Origin of the sequence: Candidatus Aalborgicola defluviihabitans (genome assembly GCF_016705985.1) — a bacterium.
In the GTDB taxonomy this organism is placed as follows: Bacteria; Pseudomonadota; Gammaproteobacteria; order Burkholderiales; family Burkholderiaceae_C; genus Allorhodoferax; species Allorhodoferax defluviihabitans.
This window is the reverse complement of sequence record NZ_JADJKN010000024.1, coordinates 518,549-541,423: the sequence shown is the minus strand read 5'-3', so window position 1 is coordinate 541,423 and position 22,875 is coordinate 518,549. Positions and strand designations below refer to the sequence as shown.

At 60.0% G+C, this 22,875-nt stretch carries 20 protein-coding genes and 1 pseudogene; 10 read left to right on the top strand and 11 right to left on the bottom strand.

What is annotated here, in order from left to right; translation table 11 throughout:
• Position 1 precedes the first annotated feature (1 nt).
• Complete coding sequence (locus tag IPI80_RS21360) at positions 2–904, bottom strand: hypothetical protein (RefSeq protein WP_413863522.1); 903 nt, start codon at positions 902–904, stop codon at positions 2–4.
• A 37-nt stretch (positions 905–941) separates the two neighbouring features.
• A complete protein-coding gene (locus IPI80_RS21355; RefSeq protein WP_413863519.1) occupies positions 942–1,937 on the bottom strand; it encodes a quinone oxidoreductase family protein in 996 nt (331 codons plus the stop codon).
• 102 nt (positions 1,938–2,039) lie between these two features.
• On the opposite strand from IPI80_RS21355, the gene IPI80_RS21350 reads away from it, so the two are divergent.
• A complete protein-coding gene (locus IPI80_RS21350; RefSeq protein ID WP_413863516.1) occupies positions 2,040–2,942 on the top strand; it encodes a DMT family transporter in 903 nt (300 codons plus the stop codon).
• On the opposite strand, the gene IPI80_RS21345 is transcribed toward IPI80_RS21350, so the two are convergent.
• Together IPI80_RS21345 and IPI80_RS21340 are read right to left on the bottom strand one after the other, a co-directional pair.
• Positions 2,853–5,657: an EAL domain-containing protein gene (locus IPI80_RS21345; protein WP_413863513.1), complete on the bottom strand. Its 2,805-nt coding sequence runs from the start codon at positions 5,655–5,657 to the stop codon at positions 2,853–2,855. The genes IPI80_RS21350 and IPI80_RS21345 overlap by 90 nt on opposite strands.
• Complete coding sequence (locus tag IPI80_RS21340) at positions 5,654–6,739, bottom strand: TRAP transporter substrate-binding protein (protein WP_413863510.1); 1,086 nt, start codon at positions 6,737–6,739, stop codon at positions 5,654–5,656. Before IPI80_RS21340 ends, IPI80_RS21345 begins: the two co-directional genes overlap by 4 nt.
• A 170-nt stretch (positions 6,740–6,909) precedes the next feature.
• On the opposite strand from IPI80_RS21340, the gene IPI80_RS21335 reads away from it, so the two are divergent.
• Positions 6,910–7,830: an amino acid ABC transporter substrate-binding protein gene (locus tag IPI80_RS21335; protein WP_413863507.1), complete on the top strand. Its 921-nt coding sequence runs from the start codon at positions 6,910–6,912 to the stop codon at positions 7,828–7,830.
• On the opposite strand, the pseudogene IPI80_RS21330 reads toward IPI80_RS21335, so the two are convergent.
• Positions 7,827–8,620 (bottom strand): annotated as a pseudogene (locus tag IPI80_RS21330) (SDR family oxidoreductase). The gene IPI80_RS21335 and the pseudogene IPI80_RS21330 sit on opposite strands and share 4 nt — an antisense overlap.
• A gap of 136 nt (positions 8,621–8,756) precedes the next feature.
• On the opposite strand from IPI80_RS21330, the gene IPI80_RS21325 reads away from it, so the two are divergent.
• The 3 genes from IPI80_RS21325 (at position 8,757) to IPI80_RS21315 (ending at position 13,263) form a co-directional block, all read left to right on the top strand.
• The gene (locus tag IPI80_RS21325) at positions 8,757–10,628 is read left to right on the top strand and encodes a GNAT family N-acetyltransferase (protein ID WP_413863504.1); all 1,872 of its coding nucleotides are present in this window, start codon (positions 8,757–8,759) and stop codon (positions 10,626–10,628) included.
• Between the two features lie 287 nt (positions 10,629–10,915).
• Positions 10,916–13,036 carry an EAL domain-containing protein gene (locus IPI80_RS21320; RefSeq protein ID WP_413863501.1) on the top strand — a complete coding sequence of 707 codons (2,121 nt, stop codon included), beginning with the start codon at positions 10,916–10,918 and terminating at the stop codon, positions 13,034–13,036.
• Complete coding sequence (locus tag IPI80_RS21315; protein ID WP_413863499.1) at positions 13,033–13,263, top strand: hypothetical protein; 231 nt, start codon at positions 13,033–13,035, stop codon at positions 13,261–13,263. The genes IPI80_RS21320 and IPI80_RS21315 overlap by 4 nt, the downstream gene beginning before the upstream one ends.
• Before the next feature lie 15 nt (positions 13,264–13,278).
• On the opposite strand, the gene IPI80_RS21310 is transcribed toward IPI80_RS21315, so the two are convergent.
• Positions 13,279–14,226 carry a DUF808 domain-containing protein gene (locus IPI80_RS21310; protein ID WP_413863496.1) on the bottom strand — a complete coding sequence of 316 codons (948 nt, stop codon included), beginning with the start codon at positions 14,224–14,226 and terminating at the stop codon, positions 13,279–13,281.
• 106 nt (positions 14,227–14,332) lie between these two features.
• On the opposite strand from IPI80_RS21310, the gene IPI80_RS21305 reads away from it, so the two are divergent.
• Complete coding sequence (locus IPI80_RS21305) at positions 14,333–14,806, top strand: hypothetical protein (protein WP_413863493.1); 474 nt, start codon at positions 14,333–14,335, stop codon at positions 14,804–14,806.
• A gap of 281 nt (positions 14,807–15,087) precedes the next feature.
• Here the strand turns inward: IPI80_RS21305 and brnA are convergent, their stop codons facing one another.
• The 4 genes from brnA to ahr form a co-directional block, all read right to left on the bottom strand.
• The gene (gene brnA / locus IPI80_RS21300; RefSeq protein ID WP_413863490.1) at positions 15,088–15,357 is read right to left on the bottom strand and encodes a type II toxin-antitoxin system BrnA family antitoxin; all 270 of its coding nucleotides are present in this window, start codon (positions 15,355–15,357) and stop codon (positions 15,088–15,090) included.
• On the bottom strand, positions 15,347–15,610 hold the full coding sequence (locus IPI80_RS21295; RefSeq protein ID WP_413863487.1) for a BrnT family toxin: 264 nt from the start codon (positions 15,608–15,610) through the stop codon (positions 15,347–15,349). The genes brnA and IPI80_RS21295 overlap by 11 nt, the downstream gene beginning before the upstream one ends.
• A 146-nt stretch (positions 15,611–15,756) precedes the next feature.
• The gene (locus IPI80_RS21290) at positions 15,757–15,984 is read right to left on the bottom strand and encodes a hypothetical protein (RefSeq protein WP_413863484.1); all 228 of its coding nucleotides are present in this window, start codon (positions 15,982–15,984) and stop codon (positions 15,757–15,759) included.
• A 448-nt stretch (positions 15,985–16,432) separates the two neighbouring features.
• A complete protein-coding gene (gene ahr / locus IPI80_RS21285; RefSeq protein WP_413863481.1) occupies positions 16,433–17,446 on the bottom strand; it encodes an NADPH-dependent aldehyde reductase Ahr in 1,014 nt (337 codons plus the stop codon).
• Positions 17,447–17,606: 160 nt separating this feature from the next.
• Between ahr and IPI80_RS21280 the strand changes: the two genes are divergently transcribed.
• Complete coding sequence (locus IPI80_RS21280; protein ID WP_413863478.1) at positions 17,607–18,731, top strand: beta-ketoacyl-ACP synthase III; 1,125 nt, start codon at positions 17,607–17,609, stop codon at positions 18,729–18,731.
• Here IPI80_RS21280 and IPI80_RS21275 read toward each other — a convergent pair.
• Positions 18,728–19,255, bottom strand: coding sequence for an N-acetyltransferase family protein (locus IPI80_RS21275; RefSeq protein WP_413863475.1), 528 nt, complete (start codon positions 19,253–19,255; stop codon positions 18,728–18,730). The two genes, IPI80_RS21280 and IPI80_RS21275, sit on opposite strands and share 4 nt — an antisense overlap.
• A 139-nt stretch (positions 19,256–19,394) precedes the next feature.
• Here IPI80_RS21275 and IPI80_RS21270 point away from each other — a divergent pair, with 139 nt between their 5' ends.
• From IPI80_RS21270 to IPI80_RS21260, 3 genes are all read left to right on the top strand, one after another.
• A complete protein-coding gene (locus IPI80_RS21270; protein ID WP_413863472.1) occupies positions 19,395–21,110 on the top strand; it encodes an AMP-binding protein in 1,716 nt (571 codons plus the stop codon).
• Positions 21,111–21,226: 116 nt separating this feature from the next.
• On the top strand, positions 21,227–22,663 hold the full coding sequence (gene ushA, locus IPI80_RS21265) for a bifunctional UDP-sugar hydrolase/5'-nucleotidase UshA (RefSeq protein WP_413863470.1): 1,437 nt from the start codon (positions 21,227–21,229) through the stop codon (positions 22,661–22,663).
• Positions 22,660–22,875, top strand: coding sequence for a 5'-nucleotidase (locus IPI80_RS21260; RefSeq protein ID WP_413863467.1), 216 nt, complete (start codon positions 22,660–22,662; stop codon positions 22,873–22,875). The genes ushA and IPI80_RS21260 overlap by 4 nt, the downstream gene beginning before the upstream one ends.

Genomic DNA, 22,875 nt, shown 5'->3' with positions numbered 1-22,875 from the left:
CTTAGAAATGAAAGCCCATGGACAGCACTTGCTCGGACATCCAGATCGACTGGTCTGCTGAACCCTGGTATACCGGCACACCGCGCAGCGCGCCGTAGGCCACTTTTTGCGTCAGTTCAAGGTAAAGGGTTTTGTAGAACCGATAGCGCACGCCGACCTCGACACCAGCCGTCCAGCCGTTGACTTGCCACCAGTCGTTGCTGGCAAAGCAGCACACGTTGTCGTTCTTGGGGCCTACCTCCACGGTCCGCCCCAGAATGGTGTTTTCGGCATGCGGCAGCAAAATTCCGGCGCCGGCGCGGCTGATCAACTGCAGATCACCCGCCTGCTGCTCGGGGCCTGCCAGGTGGTGCAGCCACACGGCATTGACCATGATGTGGTTCAAGCCGTTGTGCAGCGCGTAATTGAAATTCTGCGGGTCCAGCACCATGTTGCCGTTGGAGGGCTGGTTGTTGATGGTTCCGCTCACCGCAGCAGTTTGGTTGATGTTGGTGTTGTACTTGCTGTGGTCCAGAGAGAATTCAACCGCAAAAGTCTTCTGCGGGTTCAGGTACTTGCCCACTCGCACGTTTTCCTGGGGGTTGGTGAAATCCAGCTGGAACACCGAGCGCAACGAATCGGATACGCTGGAGGGAAAATCACTAGCGGTGACCTGCTTCACCGTAAAGTCGTTGCCCAGACCGGGCTGCGACACATGAATATCGGACGGCGCGTAGGCTTGGCGGCTGTAGCCCCACGATGCATACCAGTTGCCATCTTCACGCAGGGCGCGATCCACCTTTTCACTGGCGGAAGCAGTCGCCGGCGCGCCTCCGGCAGACTGGGCAAAGCCGTTGGGTATCAAAAACAGGCTGGCGGCGCACAGCGCTACAGAACGCAGGGTGGAAACGGCAATGGTGATCATAAGTGGGCAATTTTACCTGCCACCCCGAAACGCAACCTCACAGCGTGAGGATCGTACAGCCAGTTGTTTGACGTGCCTCAAGTGCGATGTGCGCCTTTTGTACGTCTTCGAGCGCAAAACGCTGCGCAATGTGAATCTTGACCTGGCCACTGGCCACCACCGCAAACAGATCGTCGGCCATGGCCTGCGTACTCTCACGCGTGGCAATGTGGGTGAACAACGTTTGGCGGGTCACATAAATCGAACCCTTGGTGCCCAATATGCCCGGCGAAAACGGCGCCACCGGCCCGGATGCATTACCAAAGCTGGCCATCAGCCCGAATGGGGCCAGGCAGTCCAGTGACTGATCCCAGGTGTCCTTGCCCACCGAGTCGTACACCACCTTCACGCCCTGGCCGTTTGTTAGTTCCCTGACCCGCGCAGCAAAATCTTCCACTGCGTAATTGATAGCAGCATACGCACCATTGGCGAGGGCTAGAGCACATTTTTCTTGTGAACCGGCGGTGCCAATCAAGCGCAAACCCATGGCCTTGGCCCACTGGCAGGCAATCAGGCCAACACCCCCGGCAGCGGCGTGAAACAGCACAAAGTCGCCCGGTTGCAGGCCGCCCTGGGGCAGGGTTTTCTTCAGCAGGTACTGGGCCGTGAGGCCTTTGAGCATCATGGCCGCGCCGGTGTCGAAATCGATTGCCTCGGGCAGCTTGCAGACAGTTTTGGCCGGCATAACCCGCACGTCGCAATAGCTGCCAGGCGGCTGGCTGGCGTAGGCGGCGCGATCGCCAGGTTGCAGGTGGCTAACGCCCTCTCCCACCGCTTCGACGACGCCCGACGCCTCCATACCCAGTTGCAGCGGCATCGGGCTGGGGTAAAGGCCGCTGCGCTGGTACACATCAATGAAATTCAGGCCCACTGCCTTGTGGCGAATACGGATTTCTCCGGGACCGGGGTCGCCCACGCTGACCGTTACCAGCTTGAGCTGCTCGGGGCCGCCATGTTGATCGATGCGAATGGCGCGGGACTGAATGGAATGCACGGTGCTCTCCGTTGGGTTGGTTGTAGTGGATGACGTGTGCCATGTTGCCACGAAATGCCCCCAGACGCGCCCCAGTGGCTATTGGCCTTGTACAGTTGCAGCATGACCCAAAAACTGACGTCCACCGCCGCCACGCTGCTCATCATTCCGCCCATGCTATGGGCAGGTAATGCAGTGCTGGGTCGCGTCGTCAGTCCCGTGATTTCACCCATGACGCTGAATTTGCTGCGCTGGGTTTTGGCCTTTGTGGTGCTGCTGCCGATGGCCGGCGGGGTGCTACGCCGCGGCAGTCCCATCTGGCAACAATGGCGGTACTTTGGATTTATGGCCCTGCTCAGTACCAGCGGATACAACGCCTTGCTGTACCTGGCACTGACCACCTCCACGCCTATTAATGTCACGCTGGTAGGCGCCAGCACGCCAGTTTGGATGTTGCTATTCGGGCGCTTCTTCTTTCGTCAGTCCATCACCGGCCGGCAGGTCGTGGGTGCGGCCCTGTCCATTGTCGGGGTGGTGTTGGTGCTGTGCCGGGGCCAATGGGAATTGCTGCTGGGGCTGCACCTGGTGGCGGGAGACCTGTATGTACTGCTGGCCAGCATGGGTTGGGCCTACTACAGCTGGATGTTGGCCCACCCGACGCCAGAGTCAGCAACCCTGCGCGCCGATTGGGCTGCATTTTTGATGGGCCAGGTGGTGTTTGGCGTGGCATGGTCGCTGCTATTTGCCGGCATGGAATGGACGCTGACCGATGCCCGGCTGCAATGGAGCTGGTCGCTGGCCGCTGCCCTGGCGTTCATCGCCGTTGGGCCCGCCGTGATTGCCTACCGCTCCTGGGGTGCGGGCGTAACCCGTGCCGGTGCGGCCGTGGCTGGTTTCTTCTACAACCTCACGCCCCTGTTTACGGCACTGCTGTCGTTAGCCTTTCTGGGTGAGCCGCCGCACCTGTTCCACGCGCTGGCTTTTGTGCTCATCGTTTCGGGCATCTTGCTCTCGTCGCGCCGCTAGATGTGGCCCCCACGCTCCCCCGCTAGGCGTGGGTCGCTGCCCCAGGGCGCCCCCGGCGGCCCGCGGCGGCCACTCTCGCCGCCGGCCTCCAGCATGCCCCAGCGCCGCCACTGGTGCCGGGCGAGCCAACAAATAGCCCTGGTACAGTGTGCAACCGTGCTGGGCCAGCAGGTCTCTCTGCTCGATAGTTTCCACGCCCTCGGCGATCACCTCCAAACCCAGGTTGCGTGCCATGCCCACTATGGTTTGCACGATCAGACCATCGCTATGGCGCACACCCAGATTGCGCACAAAGGACTGGTCAATCTTGAGCTGATCCAGGGGCAGGCGTGTGAGGTAGGCCAGGGATGAATACCCGGTACCAAAATCGTCCACCGAGAAACGCACCCCACTGGTCTTGAGCAGGCTCATCTTGGTAATGCATTCGTCCACGTTATCCAGCATCAGGGTTTCGGTCAACTCCAGCTTGAGACGATGCGACGGTGCGCCGGACTCCAACAACGCGTTGTGCACCTGCTGCACAAAATCGTTCTGACGAAACTGGCGTGCGCTAACGTTGACGGCCAGATCCAGCTCCGCCAGGCGTGGGTCGCTGCGCCAGGCGGCCAGTTGTCGGCAGGCCGTCTGCAGCACCCACTGCCCCAGCGGCACAATGAGTTCACTTTCTTCAGCCACGGCGATGAAAACGGCGGGCGACACCATGCCGCGCTGGGGCTGGTTCCAGCGCAACAGGGCCTCGGCGCCTACCATGCGCCCATCCAGCGTGAATTGGGGCTGGTAGTGCAGTTGGAATTCGCTGCGTTCCAGTGCCGCACGCAAATCCACTTCGAGCTGTGCCCGCTCATTGATGGCGGTCTGCATCTGGGGGTCAAAGAAGCACAAAGCATTGCCATGGCGGGCCTTAACCTGGTACATGGCGATGTCGGCCTGTTTGAGCAATTCGGCTGCACTCTGGGTTTGCTGGCCAAAAAGGGTGGCGCCCAGACTGCAGGTGGCGCGGTAGGGCTTTTCATCCAGCGCGTAGGGCTGGTTCAGGGCTTGCAAAATCTTGTCACCAATATGCTGTGCCAGTTGGGCAGCGTGCTCCTTGTGTTCGGACAGGTCCAACAGCATGACCACGAATTCATCGCCCCCCAGGCGGGCAACAGTGTCAGCGTCTCGCACGCAAGCCTTCAAGCGCTGTGCCACTTGCCGCAATAGCCGGTCCCCCACCTCGTGTCCCAGGGTGTCATTCACCACCTTGAAATGGTCCAGGTCCAGAAACAGCAAAGCTCCAATGAGGTTGGTGCGTGCGGACACAACCGTTGCCTGGGTCAGGCGGTCCAGCAGCAGGCGCCGATTGGGCAGCCCGGTGAGGGTGTCGTAAAAAGCCAGGGTCTCAATCTCGGCACTGGCACGGCGCAGTTCAGTCACGTCGTGGTAGATGATCACCACGCCGCCATCGGGAGTAGAACGTTCTGTGATCTGGATATGGTCACCGGTCGGCAGTATTTGCTCATGCGGTTCCGCCACATCCAATTCCATACGCTGTTCCACCCACCGCGCCTGTTCGGCAGCACTGCGGCCTTCCAATTGATGGCTGGCTGAGCGCTCCAGCATCAAACGAAACGGCATCAGGGGCGTGATTGCACCCTGCAGACAGGGGTGGATTTCTTCCAGGCGCCTGTTCCACTTCACCACGCGCCTTTTCGCATCCAGCACCAAAAATCCACTCTCCATGGACTCCAGGGCTTGGTCCAGCGTAGCCTTGGCCTGCCCTATAGCCTGCCGCGCCGTTGTAATGCGATCCAGGTACACCATGAAAAAACCACTCGCCAACAGGAGCAGCACACCCAATACCATCGCCGCACCAGCCACTGCATTGCGCTCAACGCGCCAATCAACCAGAGCCGATTCGATGGGAATGCTGGCACTGATCCAGAGATTTTGGTAAATGATGGGACGCGTCACTACCAATGCCGGAACCTGGCTCAGGCGTGCGGATAACTCCTTGGTTTCAGCGGCTGGCGCAGCGTCACCCAAAGCCGGCGTCAGCATCTGCTCGGTGCGGACTTCTTGCGACGGAAATCCGAACAGCAATAGTCCGTTGCCGCGTTCCAGAGTTACTTCCAGATTTGCAATGTCAGTGCCCTGCATCAACACCGAAGCCAGCATGGCAGTAGGCACCTCGGCCACGGCCAGCACGCGCGAACCATCAGCCATGCGGATATAGCGCCCGAAGTACAGCACTTGCTCCGACGTGGAAAAGCTTACGGTTGGTGCACTGATCACCAGGGTCGACATCGGTTGGGCCAGCACGTCCTCAACAAAGCCTTTTGGCAGTTCAAGTTGTAGGCCATCACCCACAAATTCGGACGACGCAAATACCCGCCCCGAACTGTCCAGCAGTGCGACAAAGCGCACCATCAGGTTCTGGCGCGCAGTACTGCGCAGCAACTGGCTGGCAGTTTTGGTGTTGACCCATTCAGGCACCATATCCGATAGCTTGAGCAGTTCATCGGTACCGGCCAGCAACACGTCAACGCCCAGTAGCGAACGGTTCAGGGACGCCTCAGCGCCCGCCATGAAGCGCGCCGCCTGCTCGTGGCTTTCGGCCAGCACGTTCTTGCGGGCATTCCATATCTGGTAGCTGGCTGCTGTGGCCAGAATCAGCAGAAACGCCCCCACCAGACCCCATACCGCCAGTTTGATACGCGGCAGCGAATCGAACATCATGGCTTGCCCGGGGTGGCGATGTGGCGCGCCAGCCCGATTGTCTGGTTCCAGATGTCGTCACAGCGACCACCGCAGCGTTTGAGCCAACGGGGCAAAACCGTGGTTTTGAAGACTTCCTGGCGGCGGCGTTCGTCCTGTGCCGACACCGGCACCACGACCATGCGTCCTTTTTGCCCCACCTTGCAGTCCGATGCGCCACTGTTGCAAGCAAAGCCTTCAGCAGTGTCGCGTGCGGCTTCTTCCCAAATGGATGCCTCCAACTTGGGCAACTCTTTGCGCAGCAAGGCACGTAGTTCCGGCGGCAGCGCCTCCCAGGCCGCGCGGTTGGCACCAAAAACGGCCAGGCCCCAGGTCAGCGGCATGGCATACACGTAGTTGGTCATGGCCGGCAGGCCCAGGGAATTCCCAGACATGGTGCCAGTGATGGCGCATTCGACATTGCCGCTTTGCAGATTCGACACCAGCTCGCCAAATGCCGTATTCACCGGCACTGCGCCCAGCGCCCCGATGAAGTCAGCCTGCCCAACGGAGGACACACGGATGCGCCGCCCGGCCAGATCCGCCAGCCCGGCCAGAGGCTTCTTGCAAAACAGCACCTGCGCTGGGTAGGTGTAAACGGCCAGCATTTCCACCCCGTGCTGATCCCGCAGAGCCTTCTCCAGATAAGGGCGAAAAACCGAAAGGCTTTGGCGCAGGCTGGCAATATCCGGATTGAGGCCAGCAAGATCAGGCGCTGTGTATTGCGGGTACTGGGCCGACAAAGCACTCATCAACGTGGTACCAAATGGCACCACACCCAGTTGCAGCAGGCTCAGCATTTCCACGCCCGGCACACCGGCACGGTCAAAGGGAACAATGTCTGCGCTGAAGCGACCGCCACTGAGTCGCAATAGCTCTCGGCTCCAGAACGGCTCTTCCCAACGCGTGAACTGGCTCACCCCGGCCAACCCGCCCACCACACGCAGCTTGTAAGGCGCAGGCGCCAGCGGAGTCTGCGCGCTGGCGGCAACGACCCACAAACTGCAGCACAGGGCGGCGAGTCGGAACAATCGGTGCATCAGGAATTCTGTTCTTTTCAGCATTACCGGGGCCTTATCCCATTTTTGGAAGAAATATCGTGAACATACACTTTTGGCATCGATCCATGTCGGGAATGAATTGGACGCGCGGACATTGGCGTCCACATACTCTCACCCGCTGCGCCTGCGTGTTGCAATACGTCAACCATAAACCAATTCACAAAGAACAAACCATGTTGAAAAAACCGAGAGCCCGTGCCAAATGGCGGCTATTGCCTCTGATCTGCGTTGGCACGTTGCTGGTAGGGCTGACACCACTGGCCAACGCCGGTCCCACGCTGGACAAGATCCGGCAAAGTGGCAAGATCGTGCTGGGGCATCGGGAATCATCGGTGCCATTTTCGTATATGGATGGCAACAAGCGCCCCGTGGGCTACGCCCTGGACCTGTGCCTGAAGCTGGCCGAAGCTGTGCGCAAGCAACTGGACCTTAAATCCCTGACGCCAGAGTACGTCATGGTAACGCCAAGCAACCGCATCACCATGGTCGCGGAAGGCAAGATCGACCTGGAGTGCGGCTCCACCACCAACAATGCCGAGCGACGCGAAACAGTGGCATTCACCGTACCGCACTACATCACCGGAGCACGCTACATGGTGCGCTCGGATAGCCGCATCACCGACATCGTGGGTTTTGAGAACAAACGCATGGTCTCCACAAAAGGCACTACCCCGCTGAAAGCCGTGGCGCGCGCCAACAGGGAGCGCGGCCTGAACATGGTCCTGCAAGAGGCACCCGACCACGCACGCGCCATGGAAATGGTCGAGAAAAATGAGTCCGATGGCTTTGTCATGGACGATGTGCTGCTCTATGGATTGATCGCCAGCAACCCACACCCGGAAAAGCTCAAGGTGGTGGGCAAGTTCCTCACAGTCGAGCCATTGGCCATCATGCTGCCCAAGAACGACCCCGAGTTCAAGTCGATCCTGGACCACGAGATGAAGCGTCTGATCGTCACACGCGAGGCCAATGCCATCTACGACCAATGGTTTATGCAACCCATTGCGCCACGCAACACGTCGCTGAACCTGCCAATGAACTACCTGTTACGGGACTTCTGGAAGTACCCGACAGACCAGGTACCGGCGGTCTAAAAAGTACCTGGATACGCCCCGCCATCGGCCAGCACGTTCTGCCCGGTGATGTAGCCCGCATGGACGCTGCACAAGAAGGCGCAAATGGCGCCAAACTCTTGTGGGGTGCCAAAGCGCTTGGCCGGGATACCCTGACGGCGGGCATTGGCCAGCGCCTCTACGCTTTGGCCGGTCTTTTGGGAGTTGGCTTCCAGCATGGTCTTGATGCGATCCGTATCAAACACGCCGGGCAGCAGGTTGTTGATGGTGACGCCCTGGGCTGCGAGCGGGCTGCGCGCCACGCCGGCCACAAAACCAGTCAAACCGCTGCGCGCACCATTGAGAGACCCAGCACGTCGATCGGGGCCTTAACCGAGCTGGACGTGATGTTGACGATGCGCCCAAACCCGCGACTGGCCATGCCGTCCACCGTGGCCTTGATAAGTTCGATGGGCGTGAGCATGTTGGCGTCCACCGCTTTGATCCAGGCCCCACGGTCCCAGTCGCGAAAATCGCCGGTTGGTGGACCGCCCGCGTTGGTGACCACAATGTCGAAGTCACGGCGCATAGCAAAGACCGCAGCACGACCGGCCTGTGTGGTGATATCTTGTGCACAAAATAACACGCTAGCCCTCGTAGAATCTACGTACTCAGCTATTAATTTGGAAGCAGAGGCCTCCAGCTGCTCGGCACCGCGCGCCACCATGAGCACGTTCACGCCCTCTTGCACCAGAGCTTGCGCACAGCCCCAACCCAGGCCTTTGCTGGCCCCACATACCAAGGCCCACTTGCCTGCAATTCCCAGATCCATGCCAATTCTCCAACAATAAAGTGCCCCATAGCCTACCGGTTTTACCGCCGGCCCGCCCCAAGGTAAAACGCGGCCCCCTCGGGGGGGCAGGGAACCACATGCAATGGGCGACCGTGGGGGCTATATTACGCAGGCTATGAAATTTCGCTCCACATCCAAGAACCCCCACCTCAAACCCTACGCCAGCAAGGTCTGCGATGCCGCGCACGCCGTGGCCCAGATCCGCAATGGTGAGCATGTGTTTGTGGGCACCGGCTGCGCTGCTCCCAGCGCATTGATCCAGGCACTGGAGTCCATGCCCAGTCCACCAGCCGACGTGGAGTTGGTGCACTTTTTTACCGTCAAGGCCTTCGCCCATGACGACGCAGGCCGCAGCACCACGCGCTTTCGCCACCGCAGTTTTTTCGTGAGCAACGACATGCGTGCCGCAGTCAAACAGGGGCTGGTGGACTACGTGCCCATTTCGGTGGCACGCGTGCCAGAGATGATGGCGCTGGGCCGCATTCCGGTGAACGTGGCGTTGATCCAGGTCTCGCTGCCTGATGCCTTTGGTTATGTGAGCCTGGGGGTATCGGTGGACATCATTCCCGCAGCCATTGCGCGGGCGCGGCTGGTGATTGCCGAGGTCAACCCCGCCATGCCGCGCTCCATGGGCGACTCCACCGTCCACATCAGCCGCATCGACCACCTGGTGCTGGTGAACACACCCGTGACCGAGTTTGAGCGCACCCCGGTGCAAGAGGACAACGTGCAGCGCATTGCGCGCTACATCGCCGGCATCATCGACGATGGCTCTACGCTACAAATCGGCCTGGGCCAGGTAGCCCACGAGGCCCTGCAGTATCTAACCGACCGCAAAGACCTGGGCGTGCACTCGGACCTGATATCTGACGCCATCCTGCCCTTGTTGGCCAACGGCAACTTGACCGGTGCCCGCAAGACCAGCAAGCCGTTCAAGATCGTCGCAAGTCTTGCCATGGGTTCGCGCGAACTGTACGACCTGATGGACGGCAACCCCTTGTTTTCGATGGAACCCATGGACGCGGTGTGCAACCCCACGACCATCGCCGCACAGCACAAGATGGTGGCCATTGCGCAGGCCTATTCCATTGACCTGACGGGCCAAGTCTGCATTGACCAGTTTGGTGGAGAGTTCTACAGCGGCATTGGCAGCCAGGGGGAGTTTCTGCGTGGCGCCTCGCGTTCACCGGGCGGCAAGCCCATTGTGTGCATGACCTCCACCACCGAAGATGGCTTGCAGTCGCGCATACGCCCCTCGCTGTTGGCAGGCGAGGCGGCCACCATTGCCCGCACCGACGTGCACTATGTAGTGACCGAATACGGCATTGCTTACCTGTTTGGCAAATCCATCCGCCAGCGCGCGACCGCCCTGATCGAACTAGCACACCCGCAATTTCGCCCCGAGCTGTTTGCCCAAGCCCAGGCGCTGGGGTATTTGAGTGCAGACCAAACGCTGCAAAACCTGCGGGCGTATCCGGTGGAAGACGAACTCACCATTACGCTCAAGGACCAGCGCACGGTGCTGCTGCGTCCGGCCCTCTCCAGCGACGCCCAGGGCATTCGCGACCTGTTCCACCACCTGAGCGAGGCCGACGTCTACACCCGGTTTTTTCGCCACGTGCGCGGCTTGTCCAACGCCGAAGTGCAGCGCCTGTGCAACCTGAACTACGAAAACGAAGTGGCCTTTGTGGCCACCGCAGGCCCACGCGAGGATTCGCAGATCGTGGCCCAGTCGTGCTACTTCATCAACCCCACCACCAACCTGGCCGACACGGCCTTTATGGTGCACCCCGACTGGCAGGGCAGCGGCCTGGGCACGGCGCTGCAAGACTGCATGGTGCAACACGCCAAGAAGCGCGGACTACGCGGTTTTGTGGCCGATGTCCTGCCCGGCAATACGCGCATGCTGAGCCTGGCACGCAACGGTCCTGCCACGGTGCAGATGGAAAAAGACAGCGACTCCGTCCACATCACCCAGCTGTTCTGAGCCGGCGGCTGGCGTATCAGAAAAACCCACCGCTGCCTTTTGGCTGCAGACAAAGATGCCAGCATTCACCAGCATCAAACCGATTGCTATTTATTTGGAAGCGCGTTGCGTATATTTCACGAGGGCTAGCGCCGGATTTGCTGAAACAATTTGTGGTGCAGGGCAATCGAAATCGATCTGACTGCGGGTCACGACCACTGTACAGGACGGGCTCCCGCTGTGTCGCTACAGGGCCTAAAATTCGCAACACAAACGCTTGCGTGCACCGCAGACACCCGACAACCGCCATGAACCCCGACACCGGAACCTGCCTGGACAGCGAACTGCAACGACTCAGTCGGCGGCTGGATTTGCTGGCGCTGGCGGTAGAACAAAGTCCCTTTGGTGTTGTGGTGATGAACCTGAAAGGCGAAGTGGAGTATTGCAACCCCGCCTTCACCAGCATGACCGGGTACGCCCTCAACGAGATCGCGGGCCACACTGCCCATCCGTGGAACCCAGAAGGAACCAGCGACAGCATCTATGACAGTCTGCTGACATCCCAGTCCATTGGTGAACCATGGCGTGGTGACGTGGAGGCCCGCCGCAAGGATGGCAGCACCTACTGGGAGCGCCAGATGGTGTCCACCCTGCGCAATACCGACGGCAAACCCACTCACCTGATCGCGGTGAAAGAAGACATCAGCGAGCGCAAGCTCAGAAGCAAAAATTACGAACAAACCAGGCACCTGCAGGAGCAGGCGCTGGCGTCCAGCAGCAACGGCATCATGATCACGCGCAGTGATGCGGATGACCACTCCATCGTCTATGTGAACCCGGCGTTCGAACGCATCACTGGCTACCGCGCGGAAGAAGTGATTGGCCTGGAAGGGCGTTTTCTGGTGCGCGACGATCTGGCCCAGCCCGACCTGGAAAACATCCGGACCGCACTGCGCGACAAACACGAAGGCCAGGCTACCCTGCGCAACTACCGCAAAGACGGCTCACTGTTCTGGAACGAACTGCACATTGCCCCGGTGCGCGACCTCACCGGCGCGGCCACCACGCACTTTGTCAGCGTCATCAACGACATCAGCGAACGTGTGAGCTACCAGCAGGCCCTGGAGTACCAGGCCAACCATGACAGCCTGACCGGCCTGGCCAATCGCAACCTGCTGACCGACCGCATCGAGCAAGGCATTGCCTTGGCCAAACGGCACAAAAGCATTTTGGGCGTCATGCTGCTGGACCTGGACCATTTCAAGCTCATCAATGACGCCTCGGGCCACCTCGCTGGTGACGCCCTGCTTAAAGAGGTAGCTAACCGGCTGCGCGACTGCGTCCGCGAGACCGATACCGTGGCCCGCTTGGGGGGCGATGAGTTCGTCATCATCCTCACCGATCTGCCCCAGCCCGACGACATAGACCAGATTGCCCAGAAGCTGCTGACCGCACTGGCGCGGCCGATTGAAGTGGCCGGTCGCGACGTGTTCGTCACGGCCAGCATTGGCGCTTCGTTCTACCCGCGCGACGGCGACCACGGTGAAATTCTGCTGCGTTATGCCGACATGGCCATGTACCGCGTCAAGGAACACGGGCGCAACAGCGTACGCCAGTTCGTGCCGGAGATGGGCTCCGCCGCCATCAGCCGACTGGACATGGAAGCCGCCATGCGGCGCGGCCTGGAGCGGGGCGAGTTTTTGCTGCACTACCAGCCCAAGATCGATCTCTCCAGCCACCGCATCATCGGCGCAGAGGCATTGATCCGTTGGCAGCACCCCCAGATCGGCTTGGTACACCCCATCGAGTTCATCCACCTGGCCGAAGAGACTGGCCTGATTATTCCCCTGGGCGAGTGGGTGGTGAAAGAGGTATGCCTACAGCAGGTGCGCTGGCGCGAGCAGGGCCTGGCGCCCATGAAAATTGGCATCAATATGTCAGCACGCCAGTTCCGCCAGGAGGATCTGGCCGAGCGCATTGCTGCTGTGTTTGCCAGCACACAGGCCGACCCAACGCAATTCATTCTGGAGTTGACCGAAAGCATGGTGATGCACGATGTAGACAGCAACCTGGTGGCTCTGCGCGCGCTCAAGCAACTGGGCGTGTCCCTGTCGCTGGATGACTTTGGCACGGGCTATTCCAGCCTGTCCTATCTGCGCCGCTTCCCAATTGATGAACTCAAGATTGACCGCTCTTTCATTACCGACATCCACACCAGTCCGGATGACGCTGCCATTGCTGGCGCCATCGTTGCCATGGCGCGCAGCCTGGGCCTGTCGGTGGTGGCCGAAGGGGTCGAGACGAAGGAACAAGCCGATCTGCTGGTTGCCATGGGCTGCAATCAGGTACAGGGCAACTACTTTGCGCGGCCCATGCCAGAGCGCGCCTTCACCACACAGCTGCACGAACAGCAGAGCGGGCAAACATGACAAAGCTGGCTTGGCACTCCATTGGCCAGGGAGAACTGGCTCAACTGCTCAAAGAAGCGGTGCTGGATGAATCCCGGGCCGTAGGCCGCACCACGGTGTACCGCCTCAATGTTTCAGGCCGGGAGGTGCTGGCAGTTGCACTGCCCGGTGGCGGGGCCGTTGTCATCGAACCGCAGGCTCCGCCCAGAATCAAGCGCCGCCGCATGGAGCCACCCGCTATAGCCTAAGCCGCAGTGCGGACTTTAGCCTTGCAGCGTGCGGCCCGCAGCCTGCCAGGCCTTAACACCCAACAGAACCAGTCCACCCGCCACCACACCGATGGCGGCGTCCAGCAGCAGCGGCATTACCGCATGGGCCACACTGGCTGCCAGCCCAGTTCCTCCGAACGCAATCAGCAAAGTCTGCACCGCAAGGTGCAGTGGCCCCAGCCCATGCTCCAGGATACTGCCACCCACGAGGAACATAGCCGCTGTTCCCACCACAGTCAGGGTCTTCATCAAGGCCGGCGCCGCCCACAGCAGGCCGCGCCCCACCGACTGCTGCACCCGCATCACCGTACCGGTACCACTGCCGCGGCTGAGGTACAGACCGGCATCGTCAAGCTTCACGATACCGGCAACAATGCCGTAAACACCAAAAGTCATCAACACAGCAATACCACCCAGCACGGTCAGCTGGGTCAACCAGGGGCTGTTTTGCACCGTGCCCAACGTGATGGCAATGATTTCAGCCGACAGCACAAAGTCCGTGCGGATGGCGCCTTTCACCTTGTCACGCTCCAGCTTCACCAGGTCCACCGCCGGGTTTTCCAATGCGGCCAGCAAAACTTGCTGATGGGTTTGGTCGTCCCGTGTGCTGTGCGCCAACTTGTGTGCCAGCTTCTCGAACCCTTCCAGGCACAGGTAGGCGCCGCCTACCATCAGCAGCGGCGTGACCGCCCAGGGAATGAACAGACTAATGAGAAACGCAGCTGGCACCAAAATTAGTTTGTTGACCAGCGAGCCTTTGCACACGGCCCACACCACAGGCAGTTCGCGATCAGCGGTGACACCCACCACCTGCTGGGCGTTGAGCGCCAGATCGTCACCCAACACACCCGCCGCCTTTTGCGCAGCCACCTTGGACAAGACGGCCACGTCGTCAAGGATGGTGGCAATATCGTCGATCAGGGCGAGCAGGCTGCTGGACATGGTGGTGGGAAGTTGGCAGGCGAAAGCGCATATTGTGCCCGTGCGAAAACCGACTTCGTGCAGTAATAATGTGCCAAACTCCCTCACCTACCCGCAAGGAAAGATCATGTCCATCACCATTCCCGTCGAACTGGGCTACGAGTTTGAAGTCAAGGCGCCGTTCAAGGAGGTTTTTGAGGTGCTGGCTGACGTGCCCACCTCGGCCGGCTTCTACCCGCATGTGGACCAGTTGGTGGACCTGGGCGGTGGCGCCTACCGCTGGGAGATGGCCAAAATTGGCCTGCCTCAGGTTAACCTGCAGACGGTGTACGCCTCCAAATACGTGTCCAACAAGGCCAAGGGCACAGTGGTATGGACGCCGGTAGAGGGTGAAGGCAACGCCCGCGTGTCGGGTAGCTGGCACATGACCGACCGCCGTACCTCCACCCTGATCGTGCTGGCCGTGCAAGGTGAACTGACCATCGCCCTGCCGGCCCTGATGAAGTTGGTGGTGGCGCCGGTGGTGGGGGCCGAATTTGAGCGCCTGACCGAACAGTACATTGCCAACTTGATCGAGCGCTTTGGCGGTGAAGTTGATTAGATGCTATTTATTTGATAGCTGTTCACGTAGTTTTGACGAGGGCTAAGAGTCGTTGGGCCATGTAAGGATAGCGCGCTGAGCCAATGCGCGATAGGTTTGTGGCATTTCCTGTCTTTGCAGCGTTGCAGTGAAAGGTATTTCGGCACCGAGTAGCGCGACAGACCAAAGCCCCCTGCACATGATTAGACTGCGAGCGACAACAGTGCTGCGAAAGCTGTCTTAGCTCAACTCAGAACGCAGCCGCTGAGTTCGCAGCTTGAGGATATGGTTCAACGCTGATTTCAGCGGTGCGCTGCACTTGTGCGCTTCCGTTGGAACGGCAAGTTAGAAGTGCTCGCTTCAAGTCGCTCGGCAAGCCACACTTTAATGACAGACTGCCGTGTAACTCCCAGCTTGCTGGCTTCGCGATCAAGCGAGTCAATCATCCAGGTTGGAAAATCGACATTCACCCGCTTCTGCTCTTGCAGCACGCGCTTGGCCTTGGACAAGTCCAAAGAAGCCGTGATGTCGACATCCTCGTCAAACTGTTGCTCGAACTTTTTAGCTTTCATAAAGTGCCACCTCTTCTATGCGTGCGCGACGCACGGATATCAATCGAATATTTACCCCGCGATAGGTAATCACCGCAGACCAATGCTTGTCATCAATAAGGCCAATAACAAGGTAACGCGGCTCATCGTCCGTTTTTGCAGGGATCTCCAAAAGCATCGGGTCGTTCCAGAGTACCTGCGCCTCAACAAAATCTATGCCGTGTTTCGTTCGATTGGATTCGCTCTTGGATGCGTCAAATTCGAAGAAATTCATAGTATAGAAACTATACCTCAATTGGCATCAAACCGCTAGCCGACTTGAGCATCTAACGTCGGCTGTGAGTGGACCGCAACGGCACCCAGCATTGAAGAATGGCGACCACGTTTTCGCCGCCGTTGTGGGTCCACTCCACGAACCTGTTAAACATTACTCTTCACCAGCATAGTGACGCCCAGTATCACCAAAGCCAACCCAAGAAGGCCGAACAGGAACCCAAATATATCAAGCTGTGGTGGCATGAAAAAGGGCCACTTTGCGTGAGCAAAGCCGTAATACGAGCCACCCAATAAATATGCGCCAAACGCGATTGCGCTGAACGCTGGTCCTGCGGGAGAGTCAACTTCTTTCGATTGAGTTTCTTCAGCCACGCACTTAATGCTTAACGATTAGCGCTTTATCTGCCGGAGAGGCAAAGCTGAAGAAATCACGACTACCCTTTTCGGCAGATAAACGTTAATCGTTAGGCCACAGCGATGTCAGCACAACCATGATCTACACCCACGTTCTCAAGGTTTTAGCCGGTGGAACGACGTCGCCATTGGATTTACTTTCACAGACCGTACGACGGCTGTGGAGAAACTTTGCAGCCGTCCGCACGCCGCCAATTAGAGGATGTCAGCTGCGCTGAATCGCGCTTCTCGCCCCGGGCGCCCCGACAGCCGACACTCGCGAGTCCGGGCAGCGGGCATAGCCAGCCTAACTGGGAACACCCACTGACTGCCACAAGCGGCCACAGACATCCCCACGTTCAACCCTTTAGTTCACCACCCAATTTTTCGCTGGCCACCCAGTTTCATTTGCAACTATCCTTCAGAGTTAAAAGTCTGCGTCCAGCACCACCCGGTAACGCGCTTTGCCCGAGCGCAGATGGTCCAGCGCCTCGTTCATGCGGCTCATGGGAAAGTGCTCTACCTGCGGCGCAATGCCGTGGCGGGCCGAGAACTCCATCATTTTGGTCAACGTGGTGGGGGATGGCGTGGGCGAAGCCGAGATGCTGCGCTGCCATGACAGCAGGCCGCCGGTTTTGATCTTCATCGCCTCGGTCACCACGCCGACCATGTGCAGACGGCCCTTGGGGGCCAGGGTGCCAATCAGCGCATCCCATTCCAGCGAGGCGCCCACCGTAACCAGCAAAAAGTCCAACGTGCCGGCAATCGCCTTGAGTTCCTTCACGTCCACGCTGCTGACCGTATGGTGCGCGCCCAGCAACAGTGCCTCGTCGCGTTTGGATGGTGTGGACGTGAACGCCGTTACCTCGCAGCCCCAGGCATGTGCAAACTTGACGGCCAGGTGGCCCAGACCACCAATGCCGACCACGCCGACTTTGTCGGTTGGCTTGATGTCGTTAATCACAAAGGGCAAAAAGGCCGTCCCGCCACCGCACATCAGCGGGCCAGCACTGGACGGGTCCAGGCCAGCCGGAATGGGCAGGCTCCAGCTCCAGTGCGCGCGTACCCGGTCGGCAAAGCCGCCATGGCGCCCAACAATGGTCGGCTGGCGTTTGGCGCACAGGTTTTGATCGCCCCCCAGGCAGAAGTTGCAATGGCAGCAGCTGTGGCTGTGCCAGCCCAGGCCCACGCGCTGGCCCACGCTGCGGCCCTTGGCCTGATCACCCACTGCGACGATGGTGCCAACAACCTCATGCCCCGGCACCAGCGGGTAGCTGGCGGGAAACCATTCGCTATCAACCATGGCCAGATCAGAGTGGCAGACACCGCAATGTTCCACTGCAATTTCCACATCCTCGGGGTGCAGCGTTCCGGGGTCAAAATCCATCCGTTGCAGCGGGCCGCCAGCCTGTGTGGCAGCCCAGGCACGAAACATTGCCATCGCGTATCTCCTTAAAATTGGCACAGCGTAGCGGTTTTCATGCCACCACGTTGCAGGAGTCTGTAACACCTGCGACTGACCGATGGCGGGCGAAAGGCGGCGCATAATCGGCGCGGCACTGTATTTGCCCGTTTTTTTCCAACAACAAGAGCTTTTTACTATGCACCGCGTCGCCATCAGCAGCACAGGCCTGTTCACTCCGCCCGAAGTCATTACCAACGAAGAGCTGGTTGCCGCATTCAACGCCTACGCCGCCATCGAGAACGAAAAGTACGCCGCCGAGATCGCCGCCGGCACCCACACACCTATCACAAACTCCAGTGTGGAGTTCATCGAAAAAGCCTCGGGTATCAAACGCCGCTATGTGATGAACAAGAGCGGTGTGCTCGATCCGCGGCGCATGCACCCCAAGTTCGCCACCCGTCCCGATACCGAACTCTCGTTGATGGCCGAAATTGCAGTCAAGGCCGGGCAAGACGCACTGGCTGCAGCCGGCAAGACCGCCGCCGATGTGGACGGCGTCATTTGCGCGGCGGCCAACATGCAGCGCGCCTACCCCGCCATGGGCGTGGAAATTCAGACCGCGCTGGGCATCAAGGGTTGGGCATTCGACATGAACGTGGCGTGTTCCTCGGCCACCTTTGGCCTGGAGATGGCGGTGAACGCGGTACGCACTGGATCAGCCCGCGCCATTTTGGTGGTCAACCCCGAAATCACCTCCTGCCACCTGGCCTGGCAAGACCGCGACTGCCACTTCATCTTTGGCGATGTATGCACCGCCATTTTGGTGGAGCGCCTCGATCTGGCGCCAGCCGGCGCCTTCGAAATTCTGGGCACCAAGCTGCTGACCTCGTTTTCAAACGCCATTCGCAACAACGCAGGCTTCATGTCACGCGCCGAAGACCGCAACCCCGACGATCGCGACCTGCTGTTTCGCCAGGAAGGCCGCAAAGTGTTCAAAGAGGTTTGCCCCATGGCCGCCGAGCACATATCCGGCCACCTGGCCGCGCACGACTTGCAGCCCACGCAGGTGCGCCGCTTCTGGCTGCACCAGGCCAATCTGTCCATGAACCAGCTCATCGCCCGCAAGCTGCTGGGCCGCGACGCCACCACCGAAGAAGCGCCCGTGATTCTGGATGAGTTTGCCAACACCGCATCGGCCGGCTCGATCATTGCCTTCCACCGCCACAAGGCCGACTTTCAGTCGGGCGAGGTCGGTGTGATTTGCTCGTTTGGCGCGGGCTATTCGATTGGCAGCGCCATCGTGCAAAAACTGGCTGCTTAGCTCAGGATTCGCTTCAAACGAATCTCTTCGACCCGCACGGTGCCCACGGGCACCGTCTTGGCGCTGTTAGGTTCACGTTTGAAGCCGGCCAGTTCATGGAAGCGCAAAGCACGGTCGTTAGACAGGGCAATCCAAATGGTGACGTGGGTGCAACCTTCTTCTTGCAGGCCTTCGCGGGCTGCGTCCCAAAGCGCCAGACCCACGCCCTGACCCCAGTGGTCGGGCGCCACGTAGATGGCCCAGAGCTCACCCATGGTCTGGGGCGTTCCTTTGTCGCGAGAGCGGTCAAAGCCCACAAATCCGACGATTTTTTCGCCGTCCACGGCCACGTGCACCTGGGGCTCTGCGTATTCAATGGCTTCGCGCCAGTAGGCCGGAGTTTTTTCCAGGGCCGCCACGGGGACCGGGGCATTGGGCACGGCGGACTTGAATGCTTCGCACACGGTGGCGTTGTGGAGTTCGGCAATGCTCTTGGCATCGCGCAGGGTAGCGGGGCGTACCGTAAAAGTAGTCGTGGTAGACATGTCTGAACGCAATCTCGAAGCAAGAATAAGTAAGGGCTCGATTGTCGCTGCAAATGCCCCACCCAGCGGGAGTTCAGTTTTCACGTCACCTAGGGTCAGCACCATTGCCCCAGGCACCCCTTACAACCCAGAATTGCGCATGACCGCCACTGCAACGCACTCGTCCGCACCCATCACAGTTTCTGCCAGCGACCTGCCCCTGCAGGGTCTGATGCGCTGGGCACTTGAGCGCGGTGACGCTATTTATCTCACCCAGCCAATGGGTGGTGGCGATGTGCAGGACATCAGCTGGAAAGAAGCCGCCGACCAGGTGCGCCGCATGGCCACCTGGCTCACCGTGCAGGGCTGGCCGGCAGGCAGTCGGGTGGCCATCATTGGCAAGAACAGCGCGCACTGGATATTGGCAGACCTGGCCATTCAGCTGGCCGGCCACGTCTCCATCCCCATCTACCCCACCTTCAATGGCGAGGCGTTGGCCTACATCCTGGCCCACAGCGAGGCACGCGCCTGTTTCATCGGCAAGATGGACGACACCACCAACCTGCAGACTGGCCTGCCCAAAGGCTTGCCGGTTATTGCATTGCCCCTGGCGCCCAAGCTCAAGACACTAACGTGGAATGACGTGCTGTCCACCAGTGCGCCGTTGCAGGGTGATCCAGCAGCCGAATTGGACGCAGTCTGCACCATCATCTACACCTCAGGCACCACCGGCAAACCCAAGGGCGTAGTCCACACCTACGGTTCCATGGCCTGGGGCGTAACCAGCGCCACGCGGCGCGTGCAAATGGGCACCAATGAACGATACATCTCCTACCTGCCACTGGCGCACGTGGCCGAGCGCATGCTGATCGAACAGGCCTCGCTGCGCTATGGCGGCCACATCTTTTTTGCCGAAGCGCTGGATACCTTTGTGCAAGACTTGCAGCGGGCGCGGCCCACCATCTTTTTCTCGGTACCGCGCTTGTGGGTCAAGTTCCAGCACGGGGTGCACAGCAAAATGCCAGCCAAAAAGCTGGCTCGGCTGCTCAGCCTGCCACTGGTCGGGGGCTTGGTGCGCCGCAAAATCCTCAAGGGCCTGGGACTGGACCAGTGTCGCGTCGCCGCCGGTGGCGCTGCGCCCATGCCTGCCGATGTGCTGCAGTGGTACCGCAAGCTGGGACTGGACCTGATTGAGGTCTATGGCATGACCGAAAACTGCGGCGTGTCGCATTCCACTCTGCCCGGCTCAACCCAGGTTGGCTCGGTTGGTCTGCCATACGACCAGGTGCAGAGCCGCATTGACCCGGACAACGGCGAGATCCAGATGCGCAGCCCCGCACTGATGCAGGGCTACTACCGCGAGGCCGAGGCAACCGCCCAAAGCATGACAGCCGACGGCTGGCTGCGCACCGGCGACAAAGGTCAAATCGACGAACAGGGTTTTCTGCGCATCACTGGCCGGGTCAAAGACATTTTCAAAACCAGCAAGGGCAAGTACGTGGCGCCCGCCCCCATTGAGGACCGGCTGGTGCAGCATCCTGACATTGAAGCCTGCGCTGTGGCCGGCAGCGCGCACCTGACCCAGCCCATCGGCTTGGTGATGCTGTCGCCCGACGGCATTGCCCGCAGCGGCTCGGCACACGAGAAGGCGGCGCTGACCCAATCGCTGGCGGAGCATCTGACCAACGTCAACGCCCAACTGGAGCCGCACGAACGCCTGGATTGCCTGGCCGTCATTTCCACCACCTGGACGCCAGAGAACGGCTTTGTGACACCCACGCTCAAGGTCAAGCGCGCACGCATCGAAGAGGCCTATGGCGGCCAGTACGAGGCGTGGCTGGCCCAGCGCCAACCAGTGGTGTGGAGCGCGGTTTAGCACATACTATTAATTCGATAGTGGATTACGTATATTTCACGAGGGCTAGCGCCATATTTTTTATGTAATGTTGGCGCAACCATGGTCTACTGGCACTGGTCGGATAATGTGAGCCGATGCGCATCTTCCACACCCTATTCGTCTGCAGCCTGATAGCCGCCACGCTGGCGGCTTGTAGCAGCCTGGCGCCCACGCAGCCGGCTGCGGACACAACCTACGCCATCACCATCCTCCACACCAACGACCACCATGGCCGTTTCTGGCAGAACAGCGACGGCGAATACGGCATGGCCGCGCGCAAGACCGTGGTGGACGCCATCCGCGCCGAAGTAGCCGCCGCAGGTGGCTACAGCCTGCTGTTGGACGGCGGTGACGTCAACACCGGCGTACCGGAATCCGACCTGCAAGATGCCGTGCCAGACTTCAAGGGCATGAACCTGCTGGGTTACGACGCCATGACCGTGGGCAACCACGAGTTTGATAGGAGCCCGACCATGCTGGCCATGCAACGCAAGCTGGCAGTATTCCCTATGCTGTCGGCCAACATCTACCGCCAGGGTGAGCGCGCTTTTGACGCCTACAAGCTATTCAACCTGGGCGGCGTGCGCGTGGCCGTGCTGGGCCTGACCACCAACGACACGCCCAAGTTGGGCAACCCCGACAACATGCAGGGCCTGGAATTCCGCAGCCCCATCGCTGAAGCTGCCAAGCTCGTACCCGAGTTACGCCAGCAGGCCGACGTGGTGATTGCCGCCACCCACATGGGCCACTACGCCAACGGCCAGCACGGCACTCTGGCACCGGGCGATGTGGAGATGGCGCGCGCCGTCAAAGGGCTGGACCTTGTGGTGGGCGGCCACACACAAAACCCCGCCTGCATGCAGGCCGAGAACGTGCTTGACACCGCCTACGTTCCCGGCAGTCCCTGCCAGCCCGACCGCCAGAACGGCACATGGATTGTGCAGGCCCATGAATGGGGCAAATACGTAGGCCGAGCCGATTTTCAGTACCGCAATGGCAGTTTCACGTTGGTGAAGTACGCCCTGATTCCCATCAACCTCAAAAAGCCCGCCGTTGCCAACGGCGCAGCCCGCACCACCTACACCACGCCCATTGCAGAAAATCCCGAGATGCTGGCCCTGCTCCAGCCCTACCAAGACTTTGGTCAAAAGAAGCTGTTGGTGGCTGTGGGCAGCAGTGATGCCCGACTGGAGGGTGACCGCTTCTTGGTGCGCAAGCAGATCACCAACCTGGGTGTGCTGATTTGCCAGGCCATGGTGGAACGCACACGCTCCGACTTTGCCGTAATCAACTCTGGTGGCATTCGTGAATCCCTCCCAGCCGGCCCTATCACCTACAAGGACGTGCTCAAAGTCCAACCATTTGGCGTCACACTGGTCACACTCAAGCTCACAGGACGCGAAGTGCTGGAATACCTGCAGAGTGCAGTGGCCATGAGCCCAGGCGCCGGCGGCTTTGCTCATATTGTGGGCGTGGAGCCCTTGTGGCCAGCGGCCAGGTGTTGCAGGCCCGCATCAAAGGCGCTTTCGTGAACCCGGATCAAACCTACCAGATGGTGATCAACAAGTTCATGGCGGTTGGCGGAGATGGCTACCCAAAGATGACTGCCCACGCCAGCTATGTGGACACCGGCTTTGTGGATGCGGAAGTGCTGCGTGCCTACATCGTTGCCCACAGCCCTTTGCAAGCTGCCAACTATGCGCCGCCCAAAGGCTTGACCTGCAAGGAGAGGCACTGCGAATGA

Bases quoted from the DNA above. Each gene is read 5' to 3' on its own strand.
- IPI80_RS21360 (WP_413863522.1), bottom strand. From the start codon at position 904: ATGATCACCATTGCCGTTTCCACCCTGCGTTCTGTAGCGCTGTGCGCC.
- IPI80_RS21350 (WP_413863516.1), top strand. From the start codon at position 2,040: ATGACCCAAAAACTGACGTCCACCGCCGCCACGCTGCTCATCATTCCG.
- IPI80_RS21345 (WP_413863513.1), bottom strand. From the start codon at position 5,657: ATGATGTTCGATTCGCTGCCGCGTATCAAACTGGCGGTATGGGGTCTG.
- IPI80_RS21340 (WP_413863510.1), bottom strand. From the start codon at position 6,739: ATGCTGAAAAGAACAGAATTCCTGATGCACCGATTGTTCCGACTCGCC.
- IPI80_RS21335 (WP_413863507.1), top strand. From the start codon at position 6,910: ATGTTGAAAAAACCGAGAGCCCGTGCCAAATGGCGGCTATTGCCTCTG.
- IPI80_RS21325 (WP_413863504.1), top strand. From the start codon at position 8,757: ATGAAATTTCGCTCCACATCCAAGAACCCCCACCTCAAACCCTACGCC.
- IPI80_RS21320 (WP_413863501.1), top strand. From the start codon at position 10,916: ATGAACCCCGACACCGGAACCTGCCTGGACAGCGAACTGCAACGACTC.
- IPI80_RS21315 (WP_413863499.1), top strand. From the start codon at position 13,033: ATGACAAAGCTGGCTTGGCACTCCATTGGCCAGGGAGAACTGGCTCAA.
- IPI80_RS21310 (WP_413863496.1), bottom strand. From the start codon at position 14,226: ATGTCCAGCAGCCTGCTCGCCCTGATCGACGATATTGCCACCATCCTT.
- IPI80_RS21305 (WP_413863493.1), top strand. From the start codon at position 14,333: ATGTCCATCACCATTCCCGTCGAACTGGGCTACGAGTTTGAAGTCAAG.
- brnA (WP_413863490.1), bottom strand. From the start codon at position 15,357: ATGAAAGCTAAAAAGTTCGAGCAACAGTTTGACGAGGATGTCGACATC.
- IPI80_RS21295 (WP_413863487.1), bottom strand. From the start codon at position 15,610: ATGAATTTCTTCGAATTTGACGCATCCAAGAGCGAATCCAATCGAACG.
- ahr (WP_413863481.1), bottom strand. From the start codon at position 17,446: ATGGCAATGTTTCGTGCCTGGGCTGCCACACAGGCTGGCGGCCCGCTG.
- IPI80_RS21280 (WP_413863478.1), top strand. From the start codon at position 17,607: ATGCACCGCGTCGCCATCAGCAGCACAGGCCTGTTCACTCCGCCCGAA.
- IPI80_RS21275 (WP_413863475.1), bottom strand. From the start codon at position 19,255: ATGTCTACCACGACTACTTTTACGGTACGCCCCGCTACCCTGCGCGAT.
- IPI80_RS21270 (WP_413863472.1), top strand. From the start codon at position 19,395: ATGACCGCCACTGCAACGCACTCGTCCGCACCCATCACAGTTTCTGCC.
- ushA (WP_413863470.1), top strand. From the start codon at position 21,227: ATGCGCATCTTCCACACCCTATTCGTCTGCAGCCTGATAGCCGCCACG.